Origin of the sequence: Marinobacter antarcticus, assembly GCF_900142385.1 — a bacterium.
Taxonomy (GTDB): Bacteria; Pseudomonadota; Gammaproteobacteria; order Pseudomonadales; family Oleiphilaceae; genus Marinobacter; species Marinobacter antarcticus.
The window spans coordinates 1,791,895-1,811,789 of record NZ_FRAQ01000001.1; the positions used below are offsets into that span (position 1 = coordinate 1,791,895).

A 19,895-nucleotide genomic window follows, 5' to 3' on the forward strand; every position below is an offset into this window, starting at 1 on the left:
AATAAAGTAGCCCAAAAATTCAGGCCAGAAGATAGAGCTTGTCCGAAAAGTCTAGATCATGTCGATCTACACTGAATTTTTAATACCATTTTTTGAGTTATTATTTATGGTGTTTTATCTTTCGTTACAATTTCTATTTGCAGGCCTTATATTTATGGCTGCAAATTTAAAGAAACACTCAAATTTTTTTATCTATATAATTTTTTTTATAGTATTTGTTATTCCAGGTTTTCGTGGTGATACTGGTATCGATACATATTCTTACCAGTATTATTTTAATGAAGTTTTTGATGGCTGGCGATCTTGGATACATATCTTTCAGAAGGAGCCTGTTTTCTATTTTATAGCCTATATGGTTAGCAATGTTTTCGGGAGCTTCACTTTTTTTCTTGTTATAGTTTCATTTATTCAGACTTTCCTTCTTTCGAAGGTTTTTGCATCGTTGTCTCGAAAATATATATTTCTTTTTTTTTATCTATTGATATATTTCTTTGACTATCATTTTAATATATTAAGAGCTTCCTTGGCGCTCTTGTTTTTTTTGTATTCATTGTCACTGCTGGATAGGGGGAAAGTGACGTCGGCACATGTCGTTTTTTTGTTATCAATTCTTTCTCACTTTTCTGCACTTGTCTTTATTCCAATTTTTATTATCTCTTTGAGGTTGTCAGTTTTAAAGAAAATAGCTGTGTATCTTTGCCTTGGTGTTTTTTTTGCTTATTTTTATCTGTTGTTTTCAGATTATTTGATTAACAAGATGCTTATTTATGGTTTGCTTTCATTTTCTGGTTTTGACCTTTCCATTGTTGCGATATTTTTTTCAGTAAGTATTGTTTTTTCATTGTTTTTAGTTGAGTCAATTCGCGTTGATATATTTTTTACAACGTTTTATTTCATTGCAATTTTTTGCTCCGTTATGTTTTTTGAGTATGCGTCAAGACTTTATTTGATGGTCTTTGCAGTTTTAATTTATAAGCTGTGTCAGCATGATTCATCTGGGGTTTCAAGAAAATCAGGTTTTATGTACTTGGCTTCTATTCTTGGCTTGTCGTTTTGGTTTTATATCTCAAGCACTATGAGTATATATGGGGAGCGTGAAAGGGTTAGGTATAACGAAAGCGTTTCTTCTGAGGCCAGAAATTATACTCTCATACCTTATACATTATTTTATGAAAGTAAGACTAGGTAGATGTTGGTTATAAGTTTTCGTAGTTGGGTGTCACCGACGGAGTAATGTTGAAGCACTAGCTAGCGCTGACTTAAAATTTATTCGTGCTGGGGAAATTAGGCTGCCTTAAAAACTATTAGGGCGGTGCCCGATTTTGACTCATAAGACACTTGTGGGAATTCACATATAGAAAACTAAAGTGTCAATGGGATACGATAAGGAATTATGCATAATGACAGGGCAGGATAAAGTTAAAATATTGTACGTTCACCATGGGCATGGTATCGGTGGCGCACCAAAAAGCTTGTTGAACTTGGTTAAAAGTTTGCCGAGCAACACCTATAAAGCTTCAGTAGTGTTTCAGCAACACAGTGCGGCTGTTGATTTATTCGAAGATAGTGGCATAAAAGTAGATGTCGTCGGGCGAGCCAAGAATTATTTATCTCACCATAAAAAAAGCTTTATATCTTGGTTTAAATTTTATCGGTATTTTTTCATATTTAAAGATTGGATTCATAACGCCTTGTTTATAGCTCCCGAGTATATAGAAAAGTATAAGCCAGATTTGATTCACTTGAACTCAGATGTTCTTTCTTCTTGGGCTTATGCAGCGAAGAAAAGAAATATCCCTGTTGTTTGTCACAATCGTGATCCTTTTGAGTCGAGAGGATATTTTGGGCTGAGGACGGGTCTCGTTCGAAAAATATTGAACTCTACGGTAGATGTTTTTATATGCATAAGCAACGATAATCGGAAAAGACTTTGTCTTGAAAGTAAGTCGGTCACTATTTATAATTCGGTGGATATACCTGAGGAATACCGAGTTCCATTTTCCGGTTCTGCTCCATATAGAGTTGTTTACTTAGGGGGGATGGCAAAAGCTAAAGGTTTTAGAGTTGTGGCCGAAGCTGTTAAGTATTTAAATAAAAATATTATTGTCCAGTTGGCTGGTGGTTATGGGTTCGTAGATGACTTGCTTCATAAAGAGTTCAGAGGTGCTAATAAAATTGATTTTTTGATAAGAAGATCCGACTACAAGATTCTCTTTGAGACTATAAAATATGAGTGCGTGGATTTTGTTGGTATAGTTAAAGATCCAAATAAATTAATTGATGATGCAGATATTTTGATTAGTCCTTTTACTGTTGAGCATTTTTCAAGACCAATTATAGAGGCGTTTTCTCGAGGTAAGCCTGTGGTTGCTTCAGATATTGAAGGGATGAGTGAGATTGTTTGTAATAATGTAGATGGGATTTTGGTTGATGTTTCAAGCCCTAAAAACCTTGCGGACGCTATTAATTTCTTGGCTGATAATAAACCGATTGCAGTTAAGTATGGTCTTTCTGGGCGAGATAAAGCCCAGAAGTTTTTTAGCATAGAGGCTCACGTCGAAGAAGTTAAGTCGGTTTATGACCATCTCTTGAACGGAAATATTAATTGGGATCACTTTAACGAGCCTTGCTAATAAGTTCAAAAATAAGCCTGCATCATTTATCTCGTGAAATATATTTTGCTAAGGCGTATCGCCTTCCTAGTGACGAAGCGCAGGCTGCTCTCGACTTCCTTCTGACGCTATTTAATCCCAGTTTGGTTCGAGATCTTTCCCAAGTCGACTGGCTTGAGGGTCGCCCCCCCTTCGACCGTCGGTACACTTGTCGAGCGAATTAGTGGCTCGTATTCCTGCTAAGATTGCCTTGAACCACAACTATAGCAGTTGTTCAAGGCTCTAGGGCGACGGTCAATCAAGGGCCTCTGCCAATACGTCAGGGCTTTACCTGCGATCAAATGCTCGATACGTAACACTGAAATGACTCAGAGAGGCAGCCCAACTATCTACAATGCCGACCCGCACAAGTCCTTGGCATCGTTCGATTAGCGAAGATACCTGCGGTAATTATACCCAAGAGTGTGGGCCTGGCCGAGCTGATCCAAGGCGACTTGGGCGCCATCGTATTCCAATGCAACTCTCGGCTTTGAAAACGACTAGGGAGACTCTAAATAAGTCTCCAAAGTCAGCGATAATACGGCCATCGTCAACTGTATAAGATTCGTCACCACCATGGATCAGATTACCTTCTCCGAAGCCGAGTACCAGACCAAGAAGCGCAAGACTCGCCGCGAGATCTTTCTGGAGCGGATGGACAAGCTGATTCCCTGGAAGCAGCTTGAGAAGAAGGTAGCCCGATATTACCCCAAGGGCCAGACTGGCCGACCACCGTATCCGCTGCCCACGATGCTGCGAGTCCACTGTATGCAGCTGTTCTAAAACCTCAGCGACCCGGCCATGGAAGACGCCCTCTACGAAATCGCATCCATGCGGCACTTTGCCGATTTGAATCTGGATCGCTTGCCGGATGACACCACCATTCTCAAGTTCCGCCATTTTCTGGAGTGTCACGGCCTCAGCAAGGTGTTGTTCAAAGAAGTGAACAAGCATTTGGAGAAGAACGGTCTGATGCTGCGCGAAGGCAGCATTGTGGATGCTTCCATCATTTCTGCACCAAGCTCCACGAAGAATGAAAGTGGCCAACGCGATCCCGAGATGCACCAGACCCGAAAAGGAAATCAGTGGTGCTTTGGCATGAAAATGCACATCGGCGTCGATGACATGCTCGGCCTGATCCACAGCATTGATACCACGGCAGCTAACGTCCACGACATTGTGCCCGCCGGTAACCTTCTCCACGGCGATGAGCAGCGCGTGTTCGGTGGTGCCGGTTATCTTGGAATTCAAAAGCGGGATGAGCATAAAGATCGTAAAAATGTATCCTGGTTCGTTGCCAAGCGTCCTGGCTCTCGCAAGAAATTGGACGACCGTAAGTTGAAAGCCGAAAAGCTTAAAGCCAGCGCCCGGGCCAAAGTGGAACACCCATTCCGGTATATCAAGCAAGTTTTTGGCTACAGCAAAGTGCGCTATCGCGGCCTGGCTAAAAACAGTAACCGACTGCACTTGCTGGCCGCGTTCCGCAACTTGCTGATGGGTGAAAAATACCTGCTGGAGTAGGGCCAGTGCGCCTGAATTCCGCCAAAATGGCGGGAAGCGGGCAAAAAACGAACAAAAAGAGAGGAGGATTGCACCCAAATCGAGTGTGAATGGCTTTTTTTTGGAATTGAAAAGCGATTCAACGACAAATCAGGCGTTAATCAGACCCTCCCTAGTTTTCAAGCATCACTGGAAATTTTATAAAGCTGCGCGTGCGCACCGACCGGAGGTATTAACTGAGTGTTGCACTTGGAGTTGAAAGTCACGGTTTTCAATAACTAATGAAAGTGGAATAGTTGTCAGAATGACAAAATTATAAGTTTCGAGCATAACGATGTTTGTTTTTGGTGATTAAAGGAAAATATAATGTTTAGTGACAATAAGCTGCTGCTCACTGGCGGCACTGGGTCTTTCGGAAACGCCGTCCTAAAACGTTTTCTGGACACAGACATCGAAGAAATTCGAATTTTTAGCCGGGACGAGAAAAAACAGGACGACATGCGCAAGCGGTATGCCAATCCTAAGCTCAAGTTCTACATTGGCGATGTGCGCGATTATCAGAGCATTCTGAATGCTACTCGAGGTGTGGACTTCATCTTTCACGCTGCAGCGCTGAAGCAAGTGCCCTCCTGTGAATTCCACCCTATGGAAGCCGTCAAAACCAATATCCTCGGTACCGAAAACGTCCTCGAAGCGGCAATACAGAACGAAGTAAAGCGTGTGGTCTGCTTAAGCACAGATAAAGCTGTATACCCCATCAACGCCATGGGTATATCCAAAGCCATGATGGAAAAGGTGATGGTGGCCAAGTCTCGCAATGTGGATCCGGAGAAAACCGTTATTTGCGGTACCCGCTATGGCAACGTGATGGCGTCTCGCGGTTCCGTTATTCCCCTGTTCGTGGATCAGATTCGTGCCGATCAAGCCTTGACCATTACTGATCCGAATATGACCCGCTTCATGATGACTCTGGCGGACGCAGTAGATCTGGTGCTTTATGCCTTTGAACATGGCTCCAATGGTGACTTGTTCGTGCAGAAGGCTCCCGCCGCCACGATCGAAACCCTGGCGCGGGCGCTTACCGACATGATGGGTAAGCGGGATCACCCCATTAACGTAATCGGTACTCGCCACGGCGAGAAGCTGTTTGAAGCTCTGCTTAGTCGTGAGGAAATGGCCTGTGCGCAAGACTTGGGCGGCTATTACCAGGTGCCGCCCGATCTGCGGGATTTGAACTACGGCAAGTTTGTGGAGCAGGGTGAGGAGAAGATCTCTCACACCGAGGATTACAATTCCCATAACACCGAACGCCTGGATGTAGCCGGTATGCAAACCTTGTTGCGCAAGCTGGATTTCATTGGAGCCCTGGAACGGGGTGAATACCTCAACACGGAGGATTGAACCATGCGTGTACTGGTAACCGGCGCTAACGGTTTTATCGGTAAGAATCTGCAGCTGCATTTGCTTGAGCTGGGTGGCATGGAGAGCAGTTTGGAGATAGTGCCGTTCACCCGCGAGCACACTGAGGCGGATTTTCCCGGTCTGCTGAAAGGCGTGGATTGGGTGTTTCATCTGGCGGGCATTAACCGCCCGGAAGACCCTTCTGAATTCATTACCGGCAATGCCGGGCTAACTCAGGCTTTGAGCAATGCGGTGAAAGAATCCGGCCGCAAAATTTCGGTGGTTTATACCTCCTCCATTCAGGTGGAGCGGGATAACGACTACGGCGCCAGCAAGCGTGCAGCGGAAGATGCCCTGCTGGATCTGAACCAATCGACAGGCTGCCCGGTTTACATCTATCGCCTTCCGAATGTGTTCGGTAAATGGGCGCGGCCCAATTACAACTCGGCGGTGGCTACGTTCTGCCATAATATCGCCCGGAATTTGCCGGTGCAGATTAATAATCCGAGTGCAGTGATTCAGCTGGTTTACATTGATGACGTGGTAGCCAGCTTTATTAGCTTGCTGGAGGGTGCTGCACAGGCTACACCCTTTGTTGACGTAGAGCCGGTTTATCAGATTGCTGTGGGCGAATTGTCGGAACAGTTGCAGCGCTTCAAAGCTACCCGGAACAACCTGATTACCGAGCCTGTAGGCACAGGCTTGACTCGCGCCCTGTATTCCACCTATGTGAGTTACCTGCCACCGGAGAACTTCACCTATACCGTGCCCCAGCATGGGGATGAGCGCGGTGTGTTCGTGGAAATGCTGAAAACCCCGGATGCCGGCCAGTTTTCGTTTTTCACCGCCCACCCCGGTGTTACCCGTGGCGGCCATTACCACCACTCCAAAACTGAAAAGTTCCTGGTGATCAAAGGCGAGGCCTGCTTCCGTTTCCGCCACATGCTGACCGACGAGTTCTATGAACTGCACACCTCCGGTGACAAGCCGGAGATTGTGGAAACCGTTCCGGGCTGGACTCACGATATCACCAACGAGGGTGACAACGAGTTGGTCTGCATGCTCTGGGCTAACGAGATTTTCGACCGTGAACGCCCGGATACCTTTGCCTGCCCGGTGGGCACCGAAGCCTGAATCGCCAGTACGAATAGTTGAGTAATTATATGAACAAGTTGAAAGTAATGACCGTGGTTGGCACCCGGCCGGAGATTATTCGTCTTTCCCGGGTAATGGCCAAATTGGATGAGCATTGCGAGCATATTCTGGTTCACACTGGCCAGAACTACGATTTTGAACTGAATGAAATTTTCTTCCAGGACTTGGGTATCCGCAAGCCGGATCATTTTCTGAACGCCGCTGGTGTCACTGGTGCAGAAACGATCGGCAACGTGATTATCGCGGTTGATAAAGTGCTGGCCGAAGTTCAGCCGGAAGCCCTGCTGATACTGGGCGATACCAACAGTTGTATGGCGGTTATCCCCGCCAAACGCCGCAAGATTCCGACCTTCCATATGGAGGCCGGCAACCGCTGCTTTGATATGCGAGTGCCAGAGGAAATCAACCGCCGCATTGTGGACCATACCGCGGATATCAACCTCACCTACAGCACCATCGCCCGGGATTACCTGCTGCGCGAAGGCCTGCCGCCAGACCGGATAATCAAAACCGGAAGCCCGATGTTTGAAGTGCTGAACCACTTCCGCGAGGGCATTGACGCTTCCGATGTTTTGGAGCGCTTGGGTCTGACGGAAGGGCAGTTCTTTGTGGTCAGTGCCCACCGGGAAGAGAATGTGGATTCTGACAAGAACTTCCTGGCCCTTGTTGACACCCTGAACGCCGTGGCGGAGCAGTACGGCTACCCGGTGATTGTTTCTACCCACCCTCGAACCCAGAAGCGGGTGGATGCCATGGGTGTGCAGTTCCATGAGAATGTACGCTTGCTGAAGCCACTGGGGTTCAAGGATTACAACAAACTGCAGTTGAGCGCCAAGGCTGTGCTGTCGGACAGCGGCACCATTAACGAAGAAGCCTCCATCCTCAACTTCCCGGCACTGAACATTCGTGAAGCTCATGAGCGCCCTGAAGGGATGGAAGAAACTGCTGCCATGATGGTGGGGTTGAGCAAGGAGCGCGTGTTGCAGGGTTTGGCGATTCTTGAAAGCCAGGGACGTGGCGATGAGCGTACCTTGCGATTGGTGGCTGATTACAGCATGCCAAATGTAGCTGATAAGATTGTTCGCATTATTCACAGTTATCGTGACTATGTGATGCAGACGGTTTGGAAGTGTTATGACTAATGGCCAGAAGTTGGTGGTGTACGTTGGGCCATATGCCTTTCCTGACGGTGGTGCCGCTGCTAGAAGAATTTATGGGAATTGTATTTCGCTTAAGAGTGCGGGGTATGATGTTGTTGTAACATCAGGCCAAATGTCTGATGAGGTTGATAAAAAATACAACGGAATTCCGGTGGTGTCTCTAAATGAGCGGCGCCATGAAGATTTACCGACTCTTTTAAAGCACCTGATGTACTTTTCTGCCGGAAAGGTGACAGTTGATTGGCTGAATTCGCTTGATAAGAAGCCTGAGTCAATAATCCTGTATAGCGGATACTCGCCCTATTTATTTAGGCTTCTTCCTTGGGCGAAGAAAAATGGAGTTAAGATAATATTTGATGTTGTGGAATGGTATGATCCGCCTAACCTGATGGCTCGTTTCTTTTCTCCCTATTATTTGAATATAGAATTGGCTATGCGATATTTAATTAAAAGGTGCGATGGTTTAATTGTAATTAGTGATTATTTGAGAAAATATTACGCTCCAGCTGTGAAAAATATTGTGCAGGTTCCGCCAACAGTGGATTTGATAAATATTTCCCCGAGTGATCTCTATCGTAATCAGAACTCTACTAAATTTGTATATGCTGGAACTCCGGGTAGTAAAGATGCCCTCTCTTCAATTATAGCTGCTGTTTTTAAAGCCGATGCACTAGGTGAGAGGGTCGAGTTTCATATAGCGGGCGTTCCAATAGATCGTTTGGTGGATTTCTTGCCATCAACTGATAATAACTCGGATTTTGTAGGCAGGGTTGTAAAATGTCATGGTGTTTTGAGTCACATGGATACGATGAATTTGGTAAGAACTTCTGACTATTCAATTATATTGCGACCAGATAAGCGTAGCATTCAGGCTGGATTTCCTACTAAGTTTGTCGAGAGTATGGCCGTTGGGACGCCGGTTATAGCGAATCTTACCAGTGATCTTGGTAGGTATTTAAAAGATGGTTTTAATGGATTTGTCTGTCCAAACTCAGATATAGATAGTTTGGTTGAAGTGATTAAAAGGTGCTCGCAATATAATGATAGAGAATGCATGAGACTGCGTGCCAGGGAAACAGCGGAATCATATTTTGCACCAGAGGTGTACTCTGATGAATTTCTCAAACTAATTGGTTGAATTAATGAGCACTTATCAAAACCTGATTTACTTTCTTAAAGAGACGCAAAAAACGTGGCTAATAACTGGCACCGCTGGCTTCATAGGCTCCAATCTTCTCGAACATCTCCTCAAGCTAAACCAAAACGTAATTGGGTTGGACAACTTCGCCACCGGCCATCAGCACAATCTAGGTGAAGTTCAAAGCTTGGTCACCCCGGAACAATGGTCGCTCTTTACCTTCATTGAAGGCGACATTCGCAACCAAGATGATTGTGCAAAAGCCTGCGAGGGTGTGGACTATGTACTGCACCAAGCCGCTTTGGGCTCAGTGCCACGCTCCATCAACGATCCCATCACCACAAATGCAGCCAATATCGCGGGCTTTCTGAACATGCTGGTAGCTGCTCGTGATGCCAGCGTGAAAAGCTTCACATATGCTGCCAGTAGCTCCACCTACGGCGATCACCCGGCGCTGCCAAAGGTTGAGGAGAATATCGGCAAGCCTCTGTCCCCCTACGCCGTCACCAAGTACGTGAACGAATTGTATGCGGATGTGTTCGCTACAACCTACGGCTTCAAAACTATCGGTCTACGTTATTTCAATGTGTTCGGTAAACGGCAGGACCCGAACGGTGCCTATGCGGCGGTAATCCCAAAGTGGACAGCAGCCATGGTCAGTGGTGAGGATGTATTCATCAACGGCGATGGCGAAACCAGCCGGGATTTTTGTTTCATTGAAAACGCCGTTCAGGCCAATCTGCTCGCAGCGACGGCCGACGAAGCTGCTAAGAATGAGGTATACAACGTGGCAGTTGGGGATCGCACCACCCTGAATATTTTGTTCAATTCGCTGAAAGAGGCTTTGGCGGAAAACGGTGTGGTTAACGAGAAACAGCCGGTGTACCGCGATTTTCGGCCGGGAGATGTGCGGCATTCGCAGGCAGATATCAGCAAGGCAGCCAGCAAGCTGGGGTATGCGCCGGAATATCGGATTGCGGAGGGTATTGCCAAGGCGATGCCATGGTATCTTGACCGCAAAAGCTAAGTTTACTCCGCCCAGTTACCACTTGTTCAATTTATCAACGGATCTGTTTCATGAAGAAAATCGCAATCATAGGTCTCGGCTATGTAGGTCTTCCCTTGGCTGTTGCCTTTGGCGAGAAGCGACTGGTTGTTGGTTTTGACGTCAACACCAAGCGAATTGCCGAGCTTAAAAATGGCAACGACTTCACCCGGGAAGTTTCTCCCGAGGAATTGGCCGCGGCGCCTCAGTTGTCGTTCAGCGATTGCCTAGATGATATTGCCGACTGCACGGTGTTCATTGTGACTGTGCCTACGCCGATAGATGATTTCAAAACCCCGGATCTCACGCCGCTGGTGAAGGCCAGTGAGAGCGTGGGCAAGGTGCTAAAAGCCGGCGATATTGTAATTTACGAATCCACGGTTTATCCCGGTGCCACAGAGGAAGTGTGTGTGCCTGTGCTGGAGCGGGTGTCTGGTTTGAAATTCAATGAGGATTTTTACGCCGGTTACAGCCCCGAGCGAATCAATCCGGGAGACAAGGAGCATCGGGTGACCACGATTATGAAGGTCACTTCCGGCTCCACCCCTGCCATTGCGAACGAAGTTGATGCCCTGTATGCGGAGATTATTACTGCGGGCACTCACAAAGCCAGTTCTATTAAGGTGGCGGAAGCTGCCAAGGTGATTGAAAACACTCAGCGGGATCTGAACATTGCGTTGATAAATGAGTTGGCGATGATCTTCGCCCGGCTGGGGATTGATACCCACGAAGTGTTGGCTGCGGCCGGTACCAAGTGGAATTTTCTGCCGTTCAAGCCTGGCCTGGTTGGCGGCCATTGTATTGGGGTGGACCCGTACTACCTGACCCACAAAGCTCAGGCTATTGGTTACCACCCGGAAGTCATCCTCGCAGGCCGCCGGGTGAACGACGGTATGGGTTCCTATGTGGCGTCTGAACTGGTAAAAGCCATGATCAAAGCCGGCCATACTATAGCTAAAGCCCGGGTGCTGATAATGGGCTTCGCTTTCAAGGAAAACTGCCCGGACCTGCGTAATACCCGTGTGATTGATGTGGTAAAAGAGCTAGAGGATTTTGGCTGCCAGGTGGATATTACCGACTGCTGGGCAGACAGTACCGAGGCGCAGCACGAGTATGGGATTAGCCTGACCGAGCAGCCAGGGCAAGGCGAGTACGACGGTGTTATTGTGGCTGTTCCCCACAAAGAGTATGCGTTGATGAGTGCTGATGACCTGCGGGGCTATCTTAAGGCGGGTGGTTTACTTTATGACCTCAAAGGTTTGTTGCCGTTAGGTGAAGCGGACTTGCGACTCTGATGACGTTTCTACTGATCGCTAGTTTTCCTGATTCGCTCATCAAGTTTCGCGGGCCGTTGCTGCGTGCCTTGTTGGCAAAAGGGCTGGAGGTTCATGTCGCGGCGCCGGATTTATCCGGGGCGCAAGATATCCGGAACGAGCTCGTTGCGATGGGTATTACCCTGCACGAAATAGGGCTCAAACGCACGGGTACCGACCCGGTTGCGGATTTGGGCACCATGGCTGAGCTGTGGCGATTGATGCGCCGAATTCGGCCGGATTATGTGCTTGGCTATACCATAAAACCAGTGATTTATGGTTCTATCGCGGCGTGGGTGGTGGGTGTTCCCAACCGGTTTTCACTTGTCACGGGGCTTGGTTATGCCTTTACTGGTGAAGCCTCGGGTAAGCGAGGTCTGCTGCGGAAGCTGATTCAGCGTTTGTACCGGTTCGGGCTCTCTAAATGCCATAAAGTGTTCTTCCAAAACCCGGATGACGAGGCGCTGTTCCGGCAGCTTGATTTGCTACCGTTGGATAATCTCTCCTGTGTGGTTAATGGCTCTGGCGTGGACGTGGCTGATTATTTGGTGGTTCCGTTACCCGAGAATACGTCGTTCCTTCTGATCGCTCGCCTGTTAGGCGACAAGGGTGTTCGTGAGTACGCGAAGGCAGCCAGAAAGGTGAGACAGGCTCATCCTCAGGTGAGTTTTAAACTGGTGGGCTGGATTGACGATAATCCCGATGCCATTGGCCAGCACGAGCTGGATGAGTGGGTAAACTCCGGCACCCTGGAATTTCTTGGAAAACTGGCCGACGTGCGTCCGGCCATTGCTGGCAGCAATGTCTATGTGCTGCCGTCGTACCGCGAGGGGACCCCCCGCACAGTGTTGGAGGCAATGGCCATGGGCCGGCCGGTCATTACCACCGACGCACCCGGTTGTCGGGAAACGGTAGTGGATGGTGACAACGGCTTTCTGGTGCCTGTACAGGCAGTGGACGAGCTGGCCAGCGCAATGGTTCAGTTTATAGAAGAGCCGCAGCTCGCCGCGCGGATGGGCGAGCGCTCGAGGCTGATTGCAGAAGAAAAGTATGACGTTCATAAAGTGAATGAAATCATGTTGAGTGGGATGGGGATTCAGTGATCAAACGTATTTTTGATTTTCTGGTATCGCTTGCGGCGCTTATGACGTTACTTCCGGTGATTGCTGTTGTCGCCCTGCTGATCCATCGTAAACTAGGTTCGCCAGTTTTATTCCGTCAGATCCGTCCAGGAAAAAACGGAAAGCCTTTTCTGATGGTGAAGTTTCGTACCATGCGTGACGCGGTGGACGCCCAAGGTAATCCATTGCCGGACTCAGAACGGATGACTCCGTTTGGTCAATTCCTTCGCTCCAGCAGTCTGGACGAACTGCCCGGACTCTGGAACGTGCTGAAAGGCGAGATGAGCCTTGTCGGTCCCCGCCCATTGTTAATGGAGTATTTGCCGCTTTATTCAAAAGAACAATACCGCCGCCATGACGTCCGCCCTGGCGTGACCGGTTGGGCCCAGGTGAATGGTCGTAATGCGATTTCCTGGGAGGATAAGTTCAAGCTGGATGTCTGGTATGTAGATCATTGTTCGTTTTGGCTCGATTTGAAGATTCTGTTCCTGACTATCAAGAAAGTGCTGGTACGGGACGGGATTAGTGGTGAAGGGGAGGTGACGATGTCCAGGTTCACCGGGAGCAACGATTGATGCGCCTCGCCATTCTCGGAGCCAGCGGCCACGGTAAAGTAGTGGCTGATGCCGCAGAGCACGCTGGATGGCAGAGTGTTGTTTTTTTCGATGATGCCTGGCCTGGCCTTCAAGTCAACGGGCCGTGGGCGGTTGAAGGCAGTACTGAAGCGTTGATTGGGAGACTGACGGATTTTGATGGTGTGGTCGTTGCCATTGGGAATAATCGTATACGTTCAGTAAAACAAGCAGAGCTTGTGGCGGCTGGCGGGAAAATGGCCACGATTGTTCACCCGTCAGCAACGGTAAGTGTTCACGCGTTTATAGATGAGGGTAGTTTAGTCTTCGCGCATGCAGTCGTTAATGCCTGCGCCACCGTGGGTGCCGGTGTGATTATAAATACTGGCGCTGTCGTGGAGCATGACTGTGCGGTCGGCAATTTCGCTCATATTAGCCCTAATGCTGTGTTGGCCGGTGGTGTGACGCTCGGCCCGCTAGCTTGGGTTGGCAGTTGCGCTTCGGTAAGACAATTGATTGCGGTTGGCGAGGCTTCGGTAGTTGGGATGGGGGCTGTGGTGACCAGGGATGTGATCTCTGGCGTAACCGTAGTTGGCAACCCTGCGAAGGTGAAGGTGGTTGAACCCCGAAATCAAGATACTCACTCCATTTAAACCCGAAATCAAACAGAGTAACCATGCTAAACGGACCTTTCTCTCCATGGCCCTCCTTCACCGAAGAAGAGGCCAACGCTGTTTCCAAAGTTCTGCTCTCCAATAAGGTAAATTACTGGACAGGCCAGGAATGCCGTGAGTTTGAGCGCGAGTTTGCGGAGTTTGCGGACTCTGAATACGCCATTGCACTGGCAAACGGCACTCTTGCGCTGGACCTGGCCCTGAAAGGACTGGGCATCGGTCCTGGTGATGAGGTGGTGGTTACGCCCCGTACGTTTTTGGCTTCTGTTTCCAGCATTGTAACGGCGGGTGCGGTGCCGGTGTTTGCGGAGGTGGACGCGGATTCACAGAATATCACAGCCGAAACGGTTAGTGCGGTGCTCACCGAGCGCACCCGGGCGATTATTTGTGTGCACTTGGCCGGCTGGCCTTGTGATATGGACCCCCTCATTGCGGTGGCCCGTGAGCACAATCTATTTGTGATTGAGGATTGTGCCCAAGCCCACGGTGCGAGGTACAAAGGTCGTGCTGTTGGCTCCATCGGCCATGTGGGTTGCTGGTCGTTCTGCCAGGACAAAATTATGACCACCGGAGGTGAGGGCGGTGCGGTAACCTGTAATGATCGTAACTTGTGGTCGCGTATGTGGTCGTATAAAGATCATGGCAAGAGCTGGAGCGCTGTTTATGAGCGCCAACATCCGCCGGGGTTTCGTTGGTTGCACGAAAGCTTTGGCACCAACTGGCGCATGACTGAGATGCAGGGTGTCATAGGGCGTATCCAGCTTGCCCGCATGCCTGAATGGCGAAAAGCACGGCAACGTAACGCCAACGCCATCTGGGACTGTGCCCGTAACTTGCCGGGTTTGCGAGTGCCGGACGTACCCGCGGATATCGAGCACGCTGCCTATAAGTGCTATGTTTTTGTTGAACCAAATCGGTTGGTAGAGGGATGGAGCCGTGATCGCATTCAGAATGCAATTGTAGAGGCAGGTGTTCCCTGCTTTTCTGGTTCTTGTTCTGAGGTGTATCTTGAGAAAGCATTTGACGGAACAGCTTGGCGACCGGAAATACCGCTGCCGGTTGCCCACGAACTGGGAGAGACCAGTTTGATGTTTTTAGTTCACCCAACGTTGACCGACGAAGAAATTCATAAAACTTGCGATGTTCTAGCAAGCGTTATGAAACAAGCGGTGCCTGCGGATGTTTAAATCCTTTCTGAAGCTATCACGTTTTCATAAACGTCTCGTTTCTGTTTCGGTAGACGCGGTAGCCCTTTCCTTCGCCCTTTGGGCGTCCTTCGCGCTGCGGCTAGACCAGAGCCTATGGGTACCCAATCAGGGACAGCTTCTGGTCTCTGCGCTCACGGTCGTTTTTACCTTGGGCGTTTTCGTTCGCCTTGGCCTTTACCGCGCCGTTGTCCGCTACATGAGCGACCGAGCCTTTCTTACCATAATCATGGGCGTCGGCTCTTCTGCTCTGTTACTGATCATTCTGGGCTACAGCCTCCAGGTTCTGGTTCCACGTTCCGTTCCAATAATTTATGCGGCACTGGCGTTTATTTTTGTCGGCGGTAGCCGAATGAGTGTTCGCATGCTGGTGCATCACACCTCTAATCGTGGCAAAGAGTGGGTGGCGATTGTCGGTGCGGGTGAAACCGGCGCTCAGCTGGCTAAGGCTCTGCAGCAGGGCACGGAGTACCACCCAGTGGTGTTCATTGGTTTACTGCCCGCTAACCACAAAGCTCTGATTTCCGGGGTGCCAGTACTTGCTTTGAGTCACCTTGAGGAGGCGGTGCGCGTTCACGGTGTAAAACGGTTGCTGTTGGCGTTGGATGCCGATAAGCAGATCGATCGTCGACAGCTTCTTAATCGGTTAGAAGCGCTGAAATTGCCGGTTCAGACAGTCCCGTCCATGTCGGAGCTGGTTGCAGGCCAGGCCCGGATTAACGACATCCGCGATCTGGAAATCGAAGACCTGCTGGGCCGTGATCCGGTGCGGCCAGATAACGCTCAGGTTGCTGCCAGTTTGTATAACAAGGCAGTGATGGTAACCGGTGCTGGTGGGTCTATTGGCTCCGAGCTTTGCCGGCAGATTATTCGGCATCGGCCGCGGGTTCTGGTTTTGTTTGAGCAATCTGAATTTTCGCTGTACGCCATTGAGCGCGAGTTGCAGGCTATTAATCGGATTGATGGGCTCGATGTCGAGATCCACCCCCTTCTTGGCAGTGTGGTGCATCGCCGCCGGTGTGAGATGGTGATGCGCAGTTTTGGTGTCCAAACGGTTTATCACGCCGCCGCTTATAAACACGTGCCGCTGGTTGAGCACAATGTGATTGAAGGCGTCCAGAACAATACGTTTGGCACGTTGCACGCGGCGGAAGCGGCTATTGCAGCCGGGGTTGAGCGGTTTGTTCTGATCTCTACCGATAAAGCGGTTCGCCCTACCAACGTTATGGGTGCCAGCAAGCGTATGGCGGAGTTGGTGTTGCAGGGCCTTGCGCAACGGCAAAGCAAAACGGTTTTCTCGATGGTTCGTTTCGGCAATGTGCTGGGCTCTTCCGGCTCGGTTGTGCCTCTGTTCCGTGATCAGATCCGCGATGGCGGGCCGATTACTGTTACTCACCAGGATATCATCCGTTATTTCATGACCATCCCTGAAGCGAGCCAGCTAGTGCTGCAGGCCGGGAGTATGGGGCGCGGTGGTGAGGTGTTTGTATTGGATATGGGTGAGCCGGTGAAAATTGCGGATCTGGCTCGCAAGATGATTCACCTGATGGGGCTTGTGGAGAAAACGCCGGATCAGCCGGAAGGTGATATTGAGGTGGTCTTCACGGGGCTGCGGCCAGGCGAAAAGCTCTTTGAGGAGTTGTTGATTGGTGATGACCCGCAGGGCACTTCGCACCCTCGAATTATGATGGCCCGAGAAGCTTCAATGGCTTGGGACGATCTGGAATTGGTGTTAAGTAAGCTTTCGCGGGCCAGCCAGGAGTTTGACTGTCGCGAGATTGTTGAAACTCTGAAAAGTGCGCCGACCGGGTTTACACCGAATGGGAGTGTGGCCGATCTTGTATGGTGCAATGGGGGCCATGATTTGACCGTCGCTCATGAGAGCACTGGAAAAGTACACCGGCTTCCTATTTGATTAAAGCTGACAACAAGGACTGTTGTGCATGATAGATATAACCCACCACGGCGCCACCACCGGCGTCACCGGCTCCTGCCATGAACTTAACCTCCGTTCTGAACCAAACGCCTTCGCCGGTATCCTGATTGACTGCGGTCTGTTTCAGGGCCAGGAAAAAGGCGACGGCGCCAGTGCTTCTGATCTCTCGGTTGATTTCCCCATAGCGCATATCCGTGCCCTGGTCGTCACTCACGTGCACATTGACCACGTTGGCCGTATTCCGTATTTGTTGGCGGCGGGGTTTGAGGGGCCGATTATCTGTTCGGAACCTTCCGCCATTATGTTGCCGGAAATTCTGGAAGATGCTTTGAAGATCGGTTTTACCCGGGACAGGGCACTGATTGAGCGGGTGCTTGGGCTGATCCGTTCACGGCTTGTGCCTGTGCCTTATGGGCAGTGGCACGAGGTGTTTGCGGAGCAGGGCAGTTCGCTCTCCGTTCGCTTTCAGCGTGCGGGACATATTCTGGGTTCGGCTTACGTGGAGTGTGATGCGGTTTCCGGAGATGAGCACGAACGCGTGGTGTTCAGCGGTGATTTGGGCGCGCCCCATGCGCCTTTGTTGCAGCAGCCGGCTTCTCCGGAGCGCGCGGATCGCCTTGTTATTGAAAGCACCTACGGCGACAAGGATCATGAGAGCCGGGAAACACGTCGCTATCACCTGAAAGCCATTCTGGAGCACGCGCTGGCGGACGGCGGCACGGTGTTGATTCCGGCGTTCAGTATCGGGCGTACTCAGGAGCTGTTGTATGAAATTGAAGGCCTGATACACGAGTTCCGAAGCGATTCTGTCGCGGATGGCCTGGTTTGGGATGAATTGGAAATTGTAGTGGATTCACCCCTGGCGGCGGAGTTCACGGGCATCTATCGCAAGTTGAAGCCGTTCTGGAATGCGGAAGCGGCTGATCGGGTTCGAGAGGGCCGGCACCCGCTTTCGTTTGAGCAGTTAACGGTGATTGGCTCCCACGAGGACCACTTGAATGCGGTGGCATATCTGGCTCGCTCTCATCGGCCTTGTGTGGTGCTGGCGGGCTCCGGGATGTGTGCCGGGGGCAGGGTGGTTAATTATCTTAAAGCGATGCTGGGTGAAGCCAGAAACGATGTGTTGTTTGTAGGTTATCAGGCGGCGGGTACACCGGGGCGGGACATTCTGACGTATGGTCCGCGGGGCGGCTGGGTAGAGCTGGATAGTGAGCGGTTTGATATACGCGCCAAGGTGCATCAGGTGGGTGGTTACTCTGCCCATGCAGGGCAGTCAGACTTGATCCGTTTTATCGAAGGTATTTCAAAGAAGCCCTCTGAGATTCGTATTGTGCATGGGGATGAGTCTGCAAAGCTGGCGTTTAAACAGCGCCTTGTTGAGATGGATTATCCATGTGTGTTCATACCCAATTAATAAAGTATTTAATCAGTTCTTTTGCTTAATTAAGAACTGGTAAAAGAATAACCTTTGCCATATATAACTCGATGACTTATTATTCTCAACGATTCGAGAAAGCCCTTGAGCCGATGAGTTCATTAGCGCGGTTTAAGTTTTAGAACCCACAGAAAAGATAAGGTTTTAATTCGATGGCAAAGATTAACGATTATTACCAGAAGAAGCAGCTTATGGAAAAGCTTGCAGACGAGATTAATCAACTGGAGCAGGATCAGGCTCTGAAGCACGAACTGGCGTTTGAGAACAGCATTCGTGAGTTGATGAAAGAATATGACAAGTCTCCGAAGCATGTGCTTCAGATTCTGGCCGCTATTGATCCCTCCATTGCCGGAGCCAAAGCGGAAGGCAGCACTGGCACCCGTGCCAAGCGCCCGATGAAAACCTATAAGAACCCGCATACCGGCGAAGTGGTTAAAACTCGTGGCGGTAACCATAAGGTTCTGAACGAGTGGCGTGAAAAGCACGGTAAAGAAGCAGTGCAAAGCTGGCAGCAAGACTGACCGGTTGAGCATTGAAAAAAAGAGGCCAGATGCATATTGCATCTGGCCTCTTTTTTTGTCTGAACCAAAGTTACTCAAAAGCGCTACTCAAAAAAGCTATTCAAAAAATTATTCAAAAACGACGACACGATTTCTTCCGCCTTTTTTTGCCGCATACAAAGCTTTGTCTGCCTGCTGCAACCATTCCATATAGCTTTTAGGCTTGTCGCCCAGTTGTGCAATGCCCACACTCACCGTATAACGAATGGGTGCAACACTAGTCTGAACTACGCTATGTTCAATGCTTTCTCGTATTCGCTCACATATTATGCGAGCGCCCTCGGCATCGGTTTCCGGTAATACAATTCCAAATTCTTCGCCGCCATAACGGCCGATACTGTCGGATTGTCGTAAATTTGTTTTCGTGGTCGCGGCGGTATCTTTGATTACCTCATCGCCGGCCAGGTGACCGTAGTTATCGTTTACTTTTTTGAAGAAGTCGATATCAAACATCACAAGGCTGGTTGCCTGGTTATAGCGGCGATACCGTTCGAATTCCGCGTCCACCAGGTTTTCCCAGGTACCCCTGTTCAGCAGGCCGGTTAGGCGGTCTGTCATGCTGAGTTTGGCGAGCTGTTCATTTGCCCGCTCCAGAGCGCGCTTGCCGGAAGCAATATCGGTTACGTCATACACCATGAGGCATATCTTCTCCACCTGGCCGGTAGTGCCTGAAAGCGGGCTGATGGTCAGGTTCTGGAACATGTAGTCTTCTGTGCCGGTGATGGGGCGTGTGTTGCGAAACTTGAACAGGTAGGGCCGTTGCTCCCAGGAGGTGAAGGCCCGGGTGTTCAGCAGTGCTACTGAATCCACTTTGCGGGTAAGCCAGGCTTCGGGAATATCGGGGAACAGCTCAAACAATACCCGGTTGCGGATTTTGCTGGCGGTAATGCCGCTGTGGTTCTCCATAAACCCATTCCAGGCCTGCACCCGGAATTCCAGGTCCAGCACCACCAGGCCAACCTCAACGGATTCCAGCATATCCACAAGCCAGTGGAAGGATTGCGCTTCAAGTTCGTCTATGGCCATGGT

16 protein-coding genes and 1 pseudogene are annotated in these 19,895 nt (G+C 49.7%); 16 read left to right on the top strand and 1 reads right to left on the bottom strand.

The features are described from left to right. Positions 1-154: 154 nt before the first annotated feature. The 16 genes and pseudogenes from BUA49_RS08420 (at position 155) to BUA49_RS08495 (ending at position 18,827) form a co-directional block, all read left to right on the top strand. Positions 155-1,189: an EpsG family protein gene (locus BUA49_RS08420; RefSeq protein WP_175547560.1), complete on the top strand. Its 1,035-nt coding sequence runs from the start codon at positions 155-157 to the stop codon at positions 1,187-1,189. Between the two features lie 211 nt (positions 1,190-1,400). Further along, on the top strand, positions 1,401-2,633 hold the full coding sequence (locus tag BUA49_RS08425; RefSeq protein WP_072796724.1) for a glycosyltransferase family 4 protein: 1,233 nt from the start codon (positions 1,401-1,403) through the stop codon (positions 2,631-2,633). Positions 2,634-3,227: 594 nt separating this feature from the next. Continuing rightward, positions 3,228-4,172: pseudogene (locus BUA49_RS08430) on the top strand (IS5 family transposase). Positions 4,173-4,517: 345 nt separating this feature from the next. Then, complete coding sequence (locus BUA49_RS08435) at positions 4,518-5,552, top strand: polysaccharide biosynthesis protein (protein WP_072796725.1); 1,035 nt, start codon at positions 4,518-4,520, stop codon at positions 5,550-5,552. Between the two features lie 3 nt (positions 5,553-5,555). Then, positions 5,556-6,686 carry a UDP-2-acetamido-2,6-beta-L-arabino-hexul-4-ose reductase gene (gene wbjC, locus BUA49_RS08440; protein ID WP_072796726.1) on the top strand — a complete coding sequence of 377 codons (1,131 nt, stop codon included), beginning with the start codon at positions 5,556-5,558 and terminating at the stop codon, positions 6,684-6,686. A gap of 29 nt (positions 6,687-6,715) precedes the next feature. Beyond that, positions 6,716-7,849, top strand: a complete 1,134-nt coding sequence (gene wecB, locus BUA49_RS08445) for a non-hydrolyzing UDP-N-acetylglucosamine 2-epimerase (protein WP_072796727.1) — start codon at positions 6,716-6,718, stop codon at positions 7,847-7,849. Continuing rightward, entirely contained in the window at positions 7,842-9,005 is a 1,164-nt protein-coding gene (locus BUA49_RS08450; RefSeq protein ID WP_072796728.1) for a glycosyltransferase, read from the top strand. Before wecB ends, BUA49_RS08450 begins: the two co-directional genes overlap by 8 nt. A 4-nt stretch (positions 9,006-9,009) precedes the next feature. Next, on the top strand, positions 9,010-10,032 hold the full coding sequence (locus tag BUA49_RS08455; protein WP_072796729.1) for an NAD-dependent epimerase/dehydratase family protein: 1,023 nt from the start codon (positions 9,010-9,012) through the stop codon (positions 10,030-10,032). A 50-nt stretch (positions 10,033-10,082) separates the two neighbouring features. Then, complete coding sequence (gene tviB / locus BUA49_RS08460; RefSeq protein WP_072796730.1) at positions 10,083-11,345, top strand: Vi polysaccharide biosynthesis UDP-N-acetylglucosamine C-6 dehydrogenase TviB; 1,263 nt, start codon at positions 10,083-10,085, stop codon at positions 11,343-11,345. Next, complete coding sequence (locus BUA49_RS08465; protein WP_072796731.1) at positions 11,345-12,466, top strand: glycosyltransferase family 4 protein; 1,122 nt, start codon at positions 11,345-11,347, stop codon at positions 12,464-12,466. Before tviB ends, BUA49_RS08465 begins: the two co-directional genes overlap by 1 nt. Beyond that, complete coding sequence (locus BUA49_RS08470; RefSeq protein WP_072796732.1) at positions 12,463-13,059, top strand: sugar transferase; 597 nt, start codon at positions 12,463-12,465, stop codon at positions 13,057-13,059. Before BUA49_RS08465 ends, BUA49_RS08470 begins: the two co-directional genes overlap by 4 nt. Then, the gene (locus BUA49_RS08475) at positions 13,059-13,709 is read left to right on the top strand and encodes an acetyltransferase (RefSeq protein ID WP_175547561.1); all 651 of its coding nucleotides are present in this window, start codon (positions 13,059-13,061) and stop codon (positions 13,707-13,709) included. The genes BUA49_RS08470 and BUA49_RS08475 overlap by 1 nt, the downstream gene beginning before the upstream one ends. A 23-nt stretch (positions 13,710-13,732) precedes the next feature. Next, positions 13,733-14,917, top strand: a complete 1,185-nt coding sequence (locus tag BUA49_RS08480; RefSeq protein ID WP_072796734.1) for a DegT/DnrJ/EryC1/StrS family aminotransferase — start codon at positions 13,733-13,735, stop codon at positions 14,915-14,917. Further along, positions 14,910-16,850 carry a nucleoside-diphosphate sugar epimerase/dehydratase gene (locus tag BUA49_RS08485; RefSeq protein ID WP_072796735.1) on the top strand — a complete coding sequence of 647 codons (1,941 nt, stop codon included), beginning with the start codon at positions 14,910-14,912 and terminating at the stop codon, positions 16,848-16,850. Before BUA49_RS08480 ends, BUA49_RS08485 begins: the two co-directional genes overlap by 8 nt. A gap of 28 nt (positions 16,851-16,878) precedes the next feature. Further along, the gene (locus BUA49_RS08490; protein WP_072796736.1) at positions 16,879-18,285 is read left to right on the top strand and encodes an MBL fold metallo-hydrolase RNA specificity domain-containing protein; all 1,407 of its coding nucleotides are present in this window, start codon (positions 16,879-16,881) and stop codon (positions 18,283-18,285) included. Positions 18,286-18,458: 173 nt separating this feature from the next. Then, positions 18,459-18,827, top strand: a complete 369-nt coding sequence (locus BUA49_RS08495; RefSeq protein ID WP_072796737.1) for a histone-like nucleoid-structuring protein, MvaT/MvaU family — start codon at positions 18,459-18,461, stop codon at positions 18,825-18,827. A 108-nt stretch (positions 18,828-18,935) separates the two neighbouring features. On the opposite strand, the gene BUA49_RS08500 is transcribed toward BUA49_RS08495, so the two are convergent. Next, complete coding sequence (locus BUA49_RS08500; protein ID WP_072796738.1) at positions 18,936-19,892, bottom strand: GGDEF domain-containing protein; 957 nt, start codon at positions 19,890-19,892, stop codon at positions 18,936-18,938. Positions 19,893-19,895: the final 3 nt, after the last annotated feature.

Bases quoted from the DNA above. Each gene is read 5' to 3' on its own strand.
- BUA49_RS08420 (WP_175547560.1), top strand. From the start codon at position 155: ATGGCTGCAAATTTAAAGAAACACTCAAATTTTTTTATCTATATAATT.
- BUA49_RS08425 (WP_072796724.1), top strand. From the start codon at position 1,401: ATGACAGGGCAGGATAAAGTTAAAATATTGTACGTTCACCATGGGCAT.
- BUA49_RS08435 (WP_072796725.1), top strand. From the start codon at position 4,518: ATGTTTAGTGACAATAAGCTGCTGCTCACTGGCGGCACTGGGTCTTTC.
- wbjC (WP_072796726.1), top strand. From the start codon at position 5,556: ATGCGTGTACTGGTAACCGGCGCTAACGGTTTTATCGGTAAGAATCTG.
- wecB (WP_072796727.1), top strand. From the start codon at position 6,716: ATGAACAAGTTGAAAGTAATGACCGTGGTTGGCACCCGGCCGGAGATT.
- BUA49_RS08450 (WP_072796728.1), top strand. From the start codon at position 7,842: ATGACTAATGGCCAGAAGTTGGTGGTGTACGTTGGGCCATATGCCTTT.
- BUA49_RS08455 (WP_072796729.1), top strand. From the start codon at position 9,010: ATGAGCACTTATCAAAACCTGATTTACTTTCTTAAAGAGACGCAAAAA.
- tviB (WP_072796730.1), top strand. From the start codon at position 10,083: ATGAAGAAAATCGCAATCATAGGTCTCGGCTATGTAGGTCTTCCCTTG.
- BUA49_RS08465 (WP_072796731.1), top strand. From the start codon at position 11,345: ATGACGTTTCTACTGATCGCTAGTTTTCCTGATTCGCTCATCAAGTTT.
- BUA49_RS08475 (WP_175547561.1), top strand. From the start codon at position 13,059: ATGCGCCTCGCCATTCTCGGAGCCAGCGGCCACGGTAAAGTAGTGGCT.
- BUA49_RS08480 (WP_072796734.1), top strand. From the start codon at position 13,733: ATGCTAAACGGACCTTTCTCTCCATGGCCCTCCTTCACCGAAGAAGAG.
- BUA49_RS08485 (WP_072796735.1), top strand. From the start codon at position 14,910: ATGTTTAAATCCTTTCTGAAGCTATCACGTTTTCATAAACGTCTCGTT.
- BUA49_RS08490 (WP_072796736.1), top strand. From the start codon at position 16,879: ATGATAGATATAACCCACCACGGCGCCACCACCGGCGTCACCGGCTCC.
- BUA49_RS08495 (WP_072796737.1), top strand. From the start codon at position 18,459: ATGGCAAAGATTAACGATTATTACCAGAAGAAGCAGCTTATGGAAAAG.
- BUA49_RS08500 (WP_072796738.1), bottom strand. From the start codon at position 19,892: ATGGCCATAGACGAACTTGAAGCGCAATCCTTCCACTGGCTTGTGGAT.